General features: G+C 50.3%; 15 protein-coding genes and 2 pseudogenes. 10 read left to right on the top strand and 7 right to left on the bottom strand.

The features are described 5' to 3' along the window. Positions 1-141: 141 nt before the first annotated feature. Positions 142-864, bottom strand: coding sequence for an SPI-1 type III secretion system guanine nucleotide exchange factor SopE (sopE, locus tag ABVN44_RS08565; protein ID WP_000161707.1), 723 nt, complete (start codon positions 862-864; stop codon positions 142-144). Positions 865-1,074: 210 nt separating this feature from the next. Between sopE and ABVN44_RS08560 the strand changes: the two are divergent. Further along, positions 1,075-1,167, top strand: a pseudogene (locus tag ABVN44_RS08560) (DNA-invertase); the annotation flags it as partial. A 1-nt stretch (position 1,168) separates the two neighbouring features. Here the strand turns inward: ABVN44_RS08560 and ABVN44_RS08555 are convergent. Further along, positions 1,169-1,300, bottom strand: a pseudogene (locus ABVN44_RS08555) (phage tail protein); the annotation flags it as partial. An 88-nt stretch (positions 1,301-1,388) separates the two neighbouring features. Here ABVN44_RS08555 and ABVN44_RS08550 point away from each other — a divergent pair. Continuing rightward, positions 1,389-1,952, top strand: a complete 564-nt coding sequence (locus ABVN44_RS08550) for a recombinase family protein (RefSeq protein WP_000639149.1) — start codon at positions 1,389-1,391, stop codon at positions 1,950-1,952. A gap of 143 nt (positions 1,953-2,095) precedes the next feature. On the opposite strand, the gene ABVN44_RS08545 is transcribed toward ABVN44_RS08550, so the two are convergent. Next, positions 2,096-2,344 (bottom strand): DinI-like family protein, encoded by a 249-nt coding sequence (locus tag ABVN44_RS08545; RefSeq protein ID WP_001217553.1) that lies wholly within the window; start codon positions 2,342-2,344, stop codon positions 2,096-2,098. Positions 2,345-2,405: 61 nt separating this feature from the next. Further along, positions 2,406-3,503, bottom strand: coding sequence for a site-specific integrase (locus tag ABVN44_RS08540; protein WP_000332264.1), 1,098 nt, complete (start codon positions 3,501-3,503; stop codon positions 2,406-2,408). 88 nt (positions 3,504-3,591) lie between these two features. Here ABVN44_RS08540 and dusA point away from each other — a divergent pair, with 88 nt between their 5' ends. Both dusA and pspG read left to right on the top strand, forming a co-directional pair. Further along, a complete protein-coding gene (gene dusA / locus ABVN44_RS08535; protein WP_048349013.1) occupies positions 3,592-4,629 on the top strand; it encodes a tRNA dihydrouridine(20/20a) synthase DusA in 1,038 nt (345 codons plus the stop codon). 167 nt (positions 4,630-4,796) lie between these two features. Further along, positions 4,797-5,039, top strand: coding sequence for an envelope stress response protein PspG (pspG, locus tag ABVN44_RS08530; protein WP_000891414.1), 243 nt, complete (start codon positions 4,797-4,799; stop codon positions 5,037-5,039). A gap of 174 nt (positions 5,040-5,213) precedes the next feature. Here the strand turns inward: pspG and ABVN44_RS08525 are convergent, their stop codons facing one another. Continuing rightward, complete coding sequence (locus ABVN44_RS08525) at positions 5,214-6,197, bottom strand: quinone oxidoreductase (RefSeq protein ID WP_000235555.1); 984 nt, start codon at positions 6,195-6,197, stop codon at positions 5,214-5,216. Positions 6,198-6,261: 64 nt separating this feature from the next. Between ABVN44_RS08525 and dnaB the strand changes: the two genes are divergently transcribed. The 6 genes from dnaB (at position 6,262) to ABVN44_RS08495 (ending at position 11,971) form a co-directional block, all read left to right on the top strand. Then, entirely contained in the window at positions 6,262-7,677 is a 1,416-nt protein-coding gene (gene dnaB, locus ABVN44_RS08520; RefSeq protein WP_000918353.1) for a replicative DNA helicase, read from the top strand. Positions 7,678-7,708: 31 nt separating this feature from the next. Continuing rightward, positions 7,709-8,788, top strand: a complete 1,080-nt coding sequence (gene alr, locus ABVN44_RS08515; RefSeq protein ID WP_001147296.1) for an alanine racemase — start codon at positions 7,709-7,711, stop codon at positions 8,786-8,788. Between the two features lie 185 nt (positions 8,789-8,973). Beyond that, positions 8,974-10,167, top strand: a complete 1,194-nt coding sequence (gene tyrB / locus ABVN44_RS08510; protein WP_023231878.1) for an aromatic amino acid transaminase — start codon at positions 8,974-8,976, stop codon at positions 10,165-10,167. A 186-nt stretch (positions 10,168-10,353) separates the two neighbouring features. After that, positions 10,354-11,067, top strand: coding sequence for an acid phosphatase AphA (aphA, locus tag ABVN44_RS08505; protein WP_000724435.1), 714 nt, complete (start codon positions 10,354-10,356; stop codon positions 11,065-11,067). Positions 11,068-11,195: 128 nt separating this feature from the next. Then, positions 11,196-11,612, top strand: a complete 417-nt coding sequence (locus ABVN44_RS08500) for a secondary thiamine-phosphate synthase enzyme YjbQ (protein ID WP_000270392.1) — start codon at positions 11,196-11,198, stop codon at positions 11,610-11,612. Between the two features lie 2 nt (positions 11,613-11,614). Then, a complete protein-coding gene (locus ABVN44_RS08495) occupies positions 11,615-11,971 on the top strand; it encodes an MmcQ/YjbR family DNA-binding protein (protein ID WP_000155665.1) in 357 nt (118 codons plus the stop codon). Here the strand turns inward: ABVN44_RS08495 and ABVN44_RS08490 are convergent, their stop codons facing one another. Together ABVN44_RS08490 and ABVN44_RS08485 are read right to left on the bottom strand one after the other, a co-directional pair. Continuing rightward, positions 11,972-12,310 (bottom strand): hypothetical protein, encoded by a 339-nt coding sequence (locus ABVN44_RS08490; RefSeq protein ID WP_000146588.1) that lies wholly within the window; start codon positions 12,308-12,310, stop codon positions 11,972-11,974. After that, entirely contained in the window at positions 12,297-12,752 is a 456-nt protein-coding gene (locus ABVN44_RS08485) for a hypothetical protein (RefSeq protein ID WP_000432194.1), read from the bottom strand. Before ABVN44_RS08485 ends, ABVN44_RS08490 begins: the two co-directional genes overlap by 14 nt. Between the last annotated feature and the right edge of the window lie 18 nt (positions 12,753-12,770).

The following is a 12,770-nucleotide window of genomic DNA, read 5'->3' as shown; positions in this document are numbered from 1 at the left end:
TTTTTTTGATGGTTGAGTGTATAATTTTAGCACTGGTAAATGACGGTTTAGCTCCGGAGTTAGTTCCTGGGGAAAATTATGGATACTATTGGTTCATATTAATCAGGAAGAGGCTCCGCATATTTTTTGGTTTTTCAGTGTTCAGGGAGTGTTTTGTATATATTTATTAGCAATGTTTTCTAGTATCAGTTGGAATTGCTGTGGAGTCGGCATAGCACACTCATTAAACAGTGGTGCAACTTCTGTCATAATGATCTTCTCCGCATAGATTTTAAAGGATGCCTGCTGATGTTGATTGATAAACATACGTGGATACTTACTGTTTGCTGATGAAATCAACGGAGTTATAAAAGGATTGGCCCCTGCGCCGCTTGGCGTAAAAACGTCATTTTTGGTTGTTCCGGGCAGACCTGCATTTTTCGCTGCTTCGCCAATTTCCTGAAGAAAAGGCGCTATGTTGATCCCTTTGCTGATGAGCAAATTACAACACTGATCTTTATTCTTGCTGTAAACTGCCGATAGTATAGCTTCACGGGTCTGGCTGGCGTATGCGGGGTCTTTACTCGCACTACCTCTAATATCTATATCATTGAGCGTTTGAAGCATAAAATCTTTAACGACTTTATTTGTCAACACTGCCCGGCCCTCAGATGCGCTTCCTCGGTGAAAGTGTGTTGCAGAAGACTCAGTGTTCTTATGCGAAATAAAACGTTCCGATAATTTTGACCTTAATTCGATGAAGTGATTTTTTACTGCGAGAATACTTTTTGCTAAAGAATTTTTCTCGGTTGATTTTTCTTTTAGTAGTGTGGTTTCCTGTTTTTGGATTCTAAAATTTTGGGGAGATAAAGTTATTTTTGTCACGGTAATGATCCTTTTATATGTACATAACTCATTTATATATAGATAGCAGGAATACTTTTATTTTTTATAGCAAATGCTATGTCCATCTGATTGATGAATTAGAAAAAATCGGCTGATTCAATTAATGCTACAAATAGTACTATTTTTATTTTCCAGAAACTTTCAAAAAAAGTCCTTTTCGCTCAGGAGGAGCCTTGCCGTTCTGGCATTGAAATGGAGTGTGAGCTGATCGTTGAGCGTACCAGAGCCGGGTTGGAAGTGGTGCGTTCAAAAGGTCGTATTGGTGGCAGGCGTCCAAAGCTCAATCACCGATAGCGATGGAACTACCGCCCAGTGTGTTATTAGTATTCACGCCGAAGGAAGATGTCTGTGGCAGGGTTAACTTCCCGTTCATCTCATCGCCAGTTTTCTGGACTGCGCCCGCAGCCAGATTTATCGTTTCGCCTAAACCAACCTTTCAAATATTTTTCTGAATCAGGTGATATTTCGCCTCTTCTCCTGTTTTTACAACAGGAGAAGCACTCATGATTTACGGGTATGTTCGTGTATCAACAAATCATCAGGATACAGAGTTGCAACGTCTTGCACTTGAGTCAGCTGGCTGTGAGCGAATTTATGAAGAATATGCCAGTGGCAGAACAGCTAATCGCCCTGTGTTAAAGGAATTAATTACGGTGATGAAAAGTGGAGATGAGTTGATTGTCTGGAAGTTAGATCGGATAGGGAGAAATGTGCTGCATGCGCTATTGATGTTTCAAAATCTGCACGAAAAAGGTGTTAATTTTCGGAGTATTACAGATGGCGTAGACCTGAAAACAGCAAGTGGTCGCTATAATTTCCGTAATATTCTTTCTGCTGCGCAGTATGAATCTGATTTGAATAGCGAGCGAACTTTAGCTGGTTTGGCTATTGCCAGATCCAAAGGCCGGATTGGTGGGCGTAGACCGAAGTTTAGCGACGAGCAGTGGCAACAGATGGGAGCGCTCATAGCGGCAGGGAAATCACGGCGTTATGTTGCACGTATCTATAACGTTGGGCTATCAACCCTATATAAACGATTTCCTGTTACTGGCATTCAAACGAAATAATTTAAAAGCAATTTAAAGAGTTATTTGTCTAATGTTGGAAGCCGCAGCCACGTCGTATGCAAGAACGTGCTGCGGCTGGCTGGCAAACTTTCGATAGTGCGAGTATTGAATGATTTCCAGCCGTTACCGATTTTACGTGTTAATTAGTGAACAAACCACTCGTCAGCAGATTCCCAGGTATCTTTCAGAGTCTCCTGAACAAAAGTTTTTGCAGAATCCTTATCTGCGGTGCGTGTAACAGAAAGGCCATCGTTGCTGGTGGCTTTTACGATCACCTCTACATCGTCATAACGTTTACTGATGCGTCGGGTTAATTCTTCCTTTAACGCATCCACAGCACCGGTTGGCATTTTAGTCATTTTTTCTTTGGCTATGCAGATTTCAATACGCATAAAAGTCCCTCTATACTGTGTTTGTATACAGCATTATTTTTAACTGTATGGATAAACAGTGTCAAGAGGTCTTATTTCTGCTCCTTTGGAGCTCTTCAAAACGATTATGTAAAGATTTCGGATACAGTTCGGTATATACCTGCCATAGCACGTTTAATGAACGATGCCCTGTAACCTGGGCGACTTCCTCAATACTAAAACCAGCCTCAAATAAGCGACTTGCCCCTTCTCTACGCAAATCATGGTATCGCAGATCTTTAATACCTAATTTGCTTCTTACCCTCTGGAATCCCGCAGTAACAGAAGTGCTGTTATATGGAAAAATGAATTCTGATTTTTTGGGTTGTCGTTGGACGATATCCCAGGCTTCCCCAAGCAAGGCTACTTTCATATGGTTGCCTTCCTTTTTACGTGGATCTTTCCTGTCTCTTACGAGTATGGATTTTTGTTCCTGATCGAGATCCTCCCATCGTAATCGGCATACTTCACCGATTCGCATACATGACCACACAGAAAATTTGAGGATATCAACGAACGGAATTTTTGAGCATTTATGTGTAGATCGTTGTTGAAGACCTTCAATGAGCATGTCCAGTTCATCAGATGCCGGTCTACGATTACGACGATTTGATTTACCAATTAAACCAAGTTTAAGTAGATATGGACGAGCGGCTTTTGCTGGGTTTGATGTGTAATTAATTCCATATACAGGTTTGGCAGCATCCAGAACACTGCCAAGATAACTAACATCGTGGCTAACTGTAGCTGGACCTGCACCAGCGTTGTTTCTTAGCCTGCAATGTTCAATTACGTCATTTTCTGTCAGTTCAGATAGTTTGATCGCGGAGATGTCACTATCCATAAGCAGTTCCAGCACATATCTTTTAGTACGGCCTGCTTTACCTCCGGCATTTGGGTCATTTAAATATTTGTGTAGTAAGTCACGGACTGTAAGTCCGTCAACTGCATTTGATGATGGAATGCCATATAGATCTAATTCCATCACTTTCTGTGTGCCCCATGTTTTGGCATGAGCATGTTTAGGGAATGTTTTGCTTTCCCTGTAAGTGATAACACCTTTTTCTTTGATAATCACATTACAGCGATAGCGTGGTGTGCCATCGGATTTTAGTCGTTTCTCTATGTTATAGTACGCCATTACACGACCTCGTTATTTCGGGTTCCCATAAAACGTGGGAACCTGTGCGGGAACCTAACGCGAGAAAAATAGCCTGAAATGTTCAAAAATGCACGATAATCATGAAACAAAAAAAATTAATCAAACCAGCGTGATGCCTGAAAAAACTGGTGTTTACTGGAATTCTCGGTTTAGCATTGCTCCTATGCTCGACTGGACGGACAGACATTGCCGCTATTTCCTGCGTTTGCTGTCTCGCCAGACGCTGCTCTACACCGAAATGGTGACCACGGGCGCGATTATTCACGGTAAGGGTGACTATCTGGCTTATAGCGAAGAAGAGCATCCGGTCGCTCTACAGCTTGGTGGAAGCGATCCGGCTCAGCTTGCGCATTGTGCAAAGCTGGCGGAAGCGCGTGGCTACGATGAAATTAACCTCAACGTGGGGTGCCCTTCCGATCGCGTGCAAAATGGTATGTTTGGCGCCTGTTTGATGGGCAATGCGCAACTGGTCGCCGATTGTGTTAAAGCCATGCGTGATGTCGTCTCGATTCCGGTGACGGTAAAAACCCGCATTGGTATTGACGATCAGGACAGTTATGCGTTCCTGTGTGATTTCATTAATACGGTTTCCGGTCAGGGCGAATGCGAGATGTTTATTATCCATGCGCGCAAAGCCTGGCTTTCTGGCTTAAGCCCGAAAGAAAATCGTGAGATCCCGCCGCTGGATTACCCGCGCGTATACCAGCTAAAGCGGGATTTTCCGCACCTGACCATGTCCATTAACGGCGGCATCAAATCGCTGGAAGAGGCGAAGGAGCACCTGCGCCATATGGATGGCGTCATGGTTGGCCGCGAAGCTTATCAGAATCCGGGTATACTGGCCGCGGTGGATCGGGAGATCTTTGGCGCCGATACCACCGATGCCGACCCGGTTGCGGTGGTTCGCGCGATGTATCCCTATATTGAGCGTGAATTGAGCCAGGGAGCGTATCTGGGGCATATCACTCGCCATATGCTGGGGTTGTTCCAGGGCATCCCCGGCGCGCGACAGTGGCGTCGCTATCTGAGCGAAAACGCCCATAAAGCTGGCGCGGATGTTGCTGTACTGGAGCAGGCGCTAAAACTGGTAGCAGACAAGCGTTAAAAGTTCGCCAAAAATTAGTCAATCTCACCACGATCTGTGCAGTCTTGCAGGGCGTTTTCTTTATATATCAAAAACATAAATATTGGCATGATTTTTGTAATAGCTTACCTGACCAGACCCGGTAAGCGCCGTGCCGCCGGGCAATGCCATCTCTATGGGGAGCGACTATGCTGGAACTACTTTTTGTGCTTGGCTTTTTTCTGATGTTAATGGTGACGGGCGTCTCCTTGCTGGGCATTCTGGCCGCGCTGGTTGTAGCGACTGCCGTCATGTTCCTGGGCGGAATGTTCGCCCTGATGATCAAGCTGTTACCGTGGCTACTGCTGGCGGTGGCTGTGGTGTGGGTGATCAAAGCAGTAAAAACGCCAAAAATCCCACAGTATCAGCGCAATAACCGTCGGTTTTACTAAGGTATTGAGCGGTTCGTCACAACCTGGAACTTTGCCCTCACAGGCAAATAGGAATCGATTATTAAATCTGTCATTATTGCGCAGGTAACGAATTCATCGCGCTGTACCCTACATACAGCCGAACAAAAAAAGAAAGGGCTTCCCGGGTGGAAGCCCAATTTCTTTGCAGAGCTATTACGGAATCAGCAGGCTTGAGCCCTGTGTGGCCCGGCTTTCCAGCACCTCATGCGCGCGACGGGCATCTTTTAACGCATAGCGTTGATTTTCAGCCACATCAACTTTAATCACGCCGCTGGCGATCAATGAGAACAATTCATTGCTGGCTTCGGTCAGTTCTTCACGTGTCGTAATATACCCCTGTAGTGAAGGTCGCGTGGCATACAGGGAACCTTTCTGATTCAGAATACCTAAATTCACGCCAGTGACGGGGCCGGACGCATTGCCGAAACTGACCATCAGTCCCCGACGTTGCAGGCAGTCCAGTGAGGCTTCCCAGGTATCTTTCCCCACGGAGTCATAGACCACGCGGACTTTTTTGCCGCCGGTGATCTCTTTTACCCGTTCGACAATGCTTTCCTCACGGTAATTAATTACCTGCCAGGCGCCAGCGTCCAGCGCCCGCTGCGCTTTTTGCGCGCTACCGACGGTACCGATAAGCTTCGCGCCCAGCGCTTTCGCCCACTGGCAGGCGATCAGACCGACGCCGCCCGCAGCGGCATGAAACAGGAAGGGTTCGTCGGGTTTCACTTCATAGGTTTTGCGCAACAGGTAAAAAACGGTCAACCCCTTGAGAAAAGAGGCTGCCGCCTGTTCGAAGGAAATGGCGTCAGGTAAAATCGCGGCTTTATCTGCGGGGACGTTATGGACAGAACTGTAAGCGCCGAGCGTTGACTGCGCGTAGACGACGCGATCGCCCACGCGAATGTGCTCCACGCCGTTGCCGACTTTACTGACCACACCCGCAGCTTCGGTTCCCAGGCCCGCAGGCAACGACGGGGGTGGATAGAGTCCGCTACGGATATAGGTGTCGATGAAGTTGATACCAATGGCTTTGTTCTCAACCTGGATTTCGTGTTCCGCCGGTTCCGTTGGCGTAAACTCCACGGTCTGAAGCACTTCCGGACCACCATGCTTGTGAAATTCAATACGCGTTGCCATGCTTCCTCCAAAAGAAATGTGGTAATCTTTCGACCCAATCACTATCTCGGTAACTCCATTCACTATGGCAGGAAATAAACCCTTCAACAAACCACAGACTGATGCCCGCGACCGCGATCCGCAGGTTGCCGGGATAAAAGTGCCGCCGCACTCGATTGAAGCGGAACAGTCGGTGTTGGGCGGTTTAATGCTGGATAACGAGCGCTGGGACGATGTGGCCGAGCGCGTGGTGGCGGAAGATTTCTATACCCGCCCGCATCGCCATATCTTTACGGAGATGGGGCGCTTGCAGGAAAGCGGCAGTCCTATCGACCTGATTACGCTCGCGGAATCGCTGGAGCGGCAGGGCCAACTGGACAGCGTCGGCGGCTTCGCCTATCTGGCGGAGTTGTCTAAAAATACGCCAAGCGCGGCGAACATCAGTGCTTATGCGGACATTGTGCGCGAACGCGCCGTGGTCCGCGATATGATCGCGGTGGCGCATGAAATTGCGGATGCCGGTTACGATCCACAGGGGCGCAATAGCGACGAACTGCTGGATCTGGCGGAGTCGCGCGTCTTCCAGATCGCGGAAAACCGGGCCAACAAAGACGAAGGTCCGAAAAGCATCGACCAGATTCTCGACGCTACCGTGGCGCGTATTGAGCAGTTGTTCCAGCAACCGCACGATGGCGTTACAGGCGTGGATACCGGCTATCAGGATCTCAATAAAAAGACGGCAGGGTTACAGCGTTCGGATTTGATTATCGTCGCGGCGCGTCCCTCCATGGGTAAAACCACTTTTGCGATGAACCTCTGCGAAAATGCGGCGATGTTGCAGGATAAACCGGTACTGATCTTTAGTCTGGAGATGCCCGGCGAACAGATCATGATGCGTATGCTGGCCTCGCTGTCCCGCGTCGATCAGACACGTATTCGTACCGGTCAACTCGATGATGAAGACTGGGCGCGAATCTCCGGCACGATGGGCATTCTGCTGGAGAAACGCAATATGTATATTGACGACTCCTCAGGTCTTACGCCGACAGAAGTCCGTTCGCGCGCGCGGCGTATTTTCCGCGAACATGGCGGGTTAAGTCTGATTATGATCGACTACCTGCAATTGATGCGCGTGCCGTCGCTTTCTGATAACCGTACTCTGGAAATCGCCGAAATTTCCCGCTCGTTGAAAGCGCTGGCAAAGGAACTCCAGGTGCCGGTCGTGGCGCTATCGCAGCTTAACCGCTCCCTGGAACAACGCGCGGATAAACGTCCGGTGAACTCCGACCTGCGTGAATCCGGCTCTATTGAACAGGATGCCGACTTAATTATGTTTATCTACCGTGATGAGGTTTATCACGAGAACAGCGACTTAAAAGGCATTGCTGAAATTATTATTGGTAAGCAACGTAACGGTCCTATCGGTACGGTTCGTCTGACGTTCAATGGTCAGTGGTCGCGCTTCGATAACTATGCGGGACCGCAATACGATGATGAGTAACTCTCCGTCATTCTTTTAACAAGGAATTCAAATGCAAGCGGCAACAGTCGTCATTAACCGCCGCGCTCTGCGACACAACCTGCAACGTCTGCGTGAACTGGCGCCTGCCAGTAAGCTGGTTGCGGTGGTGAAAGCGAACGCTTATGGACACGGTCTTCTGGAGACCGCGCGAACGCTCCCTGATGCTGACGCTTTTGGCGTGGCGCGTCTTGAAGAGGCTCTACGTCTGCGAGCGGGCGGGATCACGCAGCCTATCCTGCTGCTGGAGGGTTTTTTCGACGCCGCCGATTTGCCTACCATTTCCGCGCAATGTCTGCATACCGCCGTACATAATCAAGAGCAGCTTGCCGCCCTGGAGGCGGTGGAGCTGGCGGAGCCGGTAACGGTCTGGATGAAACTGGATACCGGTATGCATCGTCTCGGCGTGCGTCCCGAAGAGGCGGAAGCGTTCTACCAGCGTCTGACGCACTGTAAAAATGTACGCCAGCCGGTGAATATCGTCAGCCATTTTGCCCGTGCGGATGAGCCGGAATGCGGCGCTACCGAACATCAGCTCGACATTTTTAATGCCTTCTGTCAGGGTAAACCCGGGCAGCGCTCTATTGCCGCGTCTGGCGGTATCCTGCTGTGGCCGCAGTCTCACTTTGACTGGGCGCGTCCGGGCATCATTTTGTATGGCGTATCGCCGTTGGAGCACAAACCCTGGGGGCCGGATTTTGGTTTTCAGCCGGTGATGTCCTTAACCTCCAGTTTGATCGCGGTGCGTGACCACAAAGCGGGCGAACCGGTGGGCTACGGCGGGACATGGGTGAGTGAGCGCGACACGCGCCTGGGCGTGGTGGCGATGGGTTATGGCGATGGCTACCCACGAGCGGCGCCTTCCGGTACGCCAGTACTGGTCAATGGTCGTGAAGTTCCGATTGTCGGGCGGGTGGCGATGGATATGATTTGCGTAGATTTGGGGCCAAACGCGCAGGATAACGCGGGCGATCCGGTGGTCTTATGGGGTGAAGGTCTGCCGGTTGAACGTATCGCTGAAATAACAAAAGTAAGTGCTTACGAACTTATCACGCGCCTGACCTCAAGGGTGGCGATGAAGTATATTGATTAAATACGCGGCGGGCCGGGTGGCGCTTGCGCTTATCCGGCTTGTATCGCGCATTGGCTGTAGGCCGGATAAGACGTTCATGCCGCTATCCGGTAATATGCGCATCCACCACAACATCCTCTCGATCTTCTCGTCCTTCCGGTTTATTGTGTTATTTCCTGCCATCTGTAAACCTGGAGAACCATCGCGTGTTTCAAAAAGTTGACGCCTATGCCGGCGATCCGATTCTTTCACTGATGGAGCGTTTTAAAGACGACTCCCGTCACGACAAAGTAAATCTGAGCATTGGCCTGTATTACAACGAAGACGGGATTATCCCACAGCTTAAAACGGTGGCCGAAGCCGAAGCCCGGCTTAACGCGCAGCCGCATGGCGCTTCGCTGTACCTGCCGATGGAGGGACTCAATACTTATCGCCATACTATCGCGCCTTTGCTCTTTGGCGCCGATCACCCGGTTCTTCAGCAACAGCGCGTGGCTACTATCCAGACATTAGGCGGTTCCGGCGCGCTGAAAGTGGGCGCGGATTTCCTGAAGCGTTATTTCCCCGACGCAGGCGTATGGGTGAGCGACCCCACCTGGGAAAACCATATTGCGATATTTGCCGGGGCAGGATTCGAAGTGAGTACTTACCCCTGGTATGACGACGCGACTAACGGCATCCGTTTTAACGATCTGCTGGCCACGCTGAATACGTTACCTGCGCGCAGTATCGTGCTGCTGCACCCCTGTTGTCACAACCCGACCGGGGCGGATTTAACGCCTTCGCAATGGGATGCGGTGATTGAAATAGTGAAAGCGCGCGATCTGATTCCGTTCCTTGATATTGCCTATCAGGGGTTTGGCGCAGGCATGGACGAGGATGCTTACGCTATTCGCGCCATTGCCAGCGCCGGGTTACCTGCGTTAGTCAGTAATTCTTTTTCGAAGATTTTCTCGCTGTATGGCGAGCGCGTCGGCGGCCTGTCCGTGGTGTGTGAAGATGCCGAAATCGCCGCGCGGGTTCTGGGACAGCTAAAAGCGACGGTGCGCCGAATTTACTCCAGTCCGCCGTGTTTCGGCGCTCAGGTGGTCGCTACGGTCCTGGGCGATGAGGTGTTAAAAGCGAGCTGGCTGGCGGAAGTCGACGCGATGCGTAACCGCATTATATCGATGCGCCAGACGCTGGTGAAGGAGCTGAAGGCGGAGATGCCTGACCGCAACTTTGATTACTTGTTACAGCAGCGCGGTATGTTCAGCTATACCGGGTTAAGCGAGGAGCAGGTCGAGCGGTTGCGCGATGAGTTTGGCGTTTACCTGATTGCCAGTGGCCGCATGTGTGTCGCCGGGCTTAATGCTTCAAATGTACACCGCGTGGCGAAGGCATTTGCCGCTGTCATGTAATATTCAGGCCGGACGGCGATAACAGTGCCCTCCGGCCTGACAATAGCTGTTGTGATCATCCTCTTTTTTCGTAACAAAACCGCAGATAATCCTTCCTTTTGACCGTTACTGGCGTTATGGTCAGATAGTTTTTTGAGCAAAGACTCACCTTAATAATTATAATATTTTGAATTTTAAGGGAAAAGTATGAAAAAAATAACCCTGGCGCTGAGTGCCGTCTGTTTGTTGTTTACGCTAAACCATTCCGCGAATGCGTTAGTATCTTCCCCTTCGACGCTCAATCCGGGCACTAACGTTGCAAAACTCGCGGAACAAGCGCCTGTCCATTGGGTCTCTGTCGCCCAGATTGAAAACAGCCTCACCGGACGCCCGCCGATGGCGGTCGGCTTTGATATTGACGACACCGTGTTATTTTCCAGCCCCGGATTCTGGCGCGGAAAGAAAACCTACTCCCCGGACAGCGACGATTATCTGAAAAATCCGGCCTTTTGGGAAAAAATGAACAACGGCTGGGATGAGTTCAGTATTCCAAAAGAAGTGGCCCGACAGCTCATTGATATGCATGTTCGTCGTGGCGACAGTATTTACTTTGTCACTGGTCGTAGCCAGACGAAAACGGAAACCGTGTCGAAAACGCTGGCGGATAACTTCCATATTCCGGCGGCGAATATGAATCCGGTGATTTTCGCCGGCGATAAACCGGAACAAAATACGAAAGTCCAGTGGCTGCAGGAGAAGAACATGCGTATCTTCTACGGCGATTCGGATAACGATATTACCGCGGCTCGTGATTGTGGTATCCGCGGTATTCGCATCCTGCGCGCGGCTAACTCCACCTACAAACCGCTGCCGCAGGCAGGAGCGTTTGGCGAGGAAGTCATTGTCAACTCGGAGTACTAAAAATCAGGAGAGCGACAGGCTCTCCTTTTTTGCATGATTTTTGCACAAACTTGCCCCGCTGGCTTTTACCTTTTCCAGACTTGCTGCACACTATTCAGGAGACGTTTGTTTTTAGGAAGGAGCAGCCTATGTGGTATCAGCGCACCATTACACTGAGCGAGAAGCCGCGCGGGTTTCATCTGATAACAGATGAAATTATCGATAAATTGTCTGGCTTACCGCCTGTCGAAACGGGTTTGCTGCATCTGTTGTTGCTACATACCTCGGCCTCGCTGACGTTAAACGAAAACTGCGATCCTACCGTGCGCGCTGACATGGAGCGCCATTTCCTGAAAACCGTTCCCGATAATGCGGCGTATGAACATGACTACGAAGGCGCGGATGACATGCCTTCGCATATTAAGTCGTCAGTATTGGGCGTCTCGTTGCTGCTGCCTGTACGCCAGGGGCGTTTACAGTTAGGAACATGGCAAGGTATCTGGTTGGGAGAGCACCGTATTCACGGCGGTCCACGTAAAATCATCGCGACACTACAAGGGGAATGATAATGACCATTTCGGAATTACTGCAATACTGCATGGCAAAACCTGGCGCAGAGCAGAGCGTCCACAGCGACTGGAAAGCGACGCAAATTAAAGTGGAAGATGTACTTTTCGCGATGGTAAAAGAAGTTGAAGGACGCCCGGCAGCCTCTCTCAAAACCAGCCCGGAACTGGCAGAGTTGTTACGCCAGCAGCACAGCGATGTACGACCGAGTCGGCACCTTAATAAAGCGCACTGGAGCACGGTCTATCTGGACGGATCGCTGCCGGATTCACAACTCTATTATCTGGTCGATGCCTCTTATCAACAGGCGGTAAATGCGCTGCCGGAAGATAAACGCAAGCAGTTGCCGCAGTCCTGATTATAGCGCGCCGACCAACAACGCCAGGGCGATATCAATGAGGCGGATAACCGTAGACCGGATACGGCTGCCGAGGGCGATTTGCGCATTATTGGCGCGTAGCCTGGCGAGGTCCCGCTGTCCTTCCAGCAGAATAATCATATCATCGTCGTCCAGCCAGCCGCGAGCATGTTCCTGAAGCGCGCGGGCGATAAACGCGGCGGACTCGCGGATACCGTCGTCGCTGTCTTCTCTTGCCTGCTTATACGTCTGGATAAACTCGGCAATCGCCGAGGAAGCTACAGGGTGTTCGGCCCGGGCGGTGGTCATCAGGTTATGTATTTCGTTAATAGACGCCATTTTCATCTCCCTGAGTGCAGCGAGCGCCCCAATGCAGACACTCACCCTGTATGGCTAATTTCCAGACCTGATTATTTTGCTGTTGGTATCTCTCTGCCTGGATGTGAGTAAGTGGTTGCTTACGTTGCATAACCCGCGCATAAAGACGCAAATAGTGATTTTTCAGCAGCGCCAGATTATCGAGTCGGTGTTTATCCCCACCTTGACGGGCGACCCGCTCAGCCTGAAAAAATGTCTGGCGGATATCGCGGTCATCCTTGAGCAGTGTCTCTTTTTGCCACGGTATTCGCGCCGCGTCCTGCAGGAAGCGGGTTGAGCGCGCTTGTAATAGCGTCAGTTGTTGAAAAGCCACGGCGCTAAAGCGGTCAGGCAGCGTACAGGCGGCTAAAAACAGGCATAGCAGTAGTGTGATTGCGTAGGGCAACTTCATGGTGTTTTCCATAACAGACCGTTTGCGCTA

It is taken from the genome of Salmonella sp. SJTUF15570 (assembly GCF_043357055.1).
Classification (GTDB): Bacteria; Pseudomonadota; Gammaproteobacteria; order Enterobacterales; family Enterobacteriaceae; genus Salmonella; species Salmonella enterica.
Note: the sequence above shows the minus strand (reverse complement) of the source record. Positions and strands in the feature narration are given on the sequence as shown.

What these genes read in the sequence shown, in the direction of transcription:
- ABVN44_RS08550 (WP_000639149.1), top strand. Translation starts at nt 1,389, where the DNA reads ATGATTTACGGGTATGTTCGTGTATCAACAAATCATCAGGATACAGAG.
- ABVN44_RS08545 (WP_001217553.1), bottom strand. Translation starts at nt 2,344, where the DNA reads ATGCGTATTGAAATCTGCATAGCCAAAGAAAAAATGACTAAAATGCCA.
- ABVN44_RS08540 (WP_000332264.1), bottom strand. Translation starts at nt 3,503, where the DNA reads ATGGCGTACTATAACATAGAGAAACGACTAAAATCCGATGGCACACCA.
- dusA (WP_048349013.1), top strand. Translation starts at nt 3,592, where the DNA reads ATGCACGATAATCATGAAACAAAAAAAATTAATCAAACCAGCGTGATG.
- pspG (WP_000891414.1), top strand. Translation starts at nt 4,797, where the DNA reads ATGCTGGAACTACTTTTTGTGCTTGGCTTTTTTCTGATGTTAATGGTG.
- ABVN44_RS08525 (WP_000235555.1), bottom strand. Translation starts at nt 6,197, where the DNA reads ATGGCAACGCGTATTGAATTTCACAAGCATGGTGGTCCGGAAGTGCTT.
- dnaB (WP_000918353.1), top strand. Translation starts at nt 6,262, where the DNA reads ATGGCAGGAAATAAACCCTTCAACAAACCACAGACTGATGCCCGCGAC.
- alr (WP_001147296.1), top strand. Translation starts at nt 7,709, where the DNA reads ATGCAAGCGGCAACAGTCGTCATTAACCGCCGCGCTCTGCGACACAAC.
- aphA (WP_000724435.1), top strand. Translation starts at nt 10,354, where the DNA reads ATGAAAAAAATAACCCTGGCGCTGAGTGCCGTCTGTTTGTTGTTTACG.
- ABVN44_RS08500 (WP_000270392.1), top strand. Translation starts at nt 11,196, where the DNA reads ATGTGGTATCAGCGCACCATTACACTGAGCGAGAAGCCGCGCGGGTTT.
- ABVN44_RS08495 (WP_000155665.1), top strand. Translation starts at nt 11,615, where the DNA reads ATGACCATTTCGGAATTACTGCAATACTGCATGGCAAAACCTGGCGCA.
- ABVN44_RS08490 (WP_000146588.1), bottom strand. Translation starts at nt 12,310, where the DNA reads ATGGCGTCTATTAACGAAATACATAACCTGATGACCACCGCCCGGGCC.
- ABVN44_RS08485 (WP_000432194.1), bottom strand. Translation starts at nt 12,752, where the DNA reads ATGGAAAACACCATGAAGTTGCCCTACGCAATCACACTACTGCTATGC.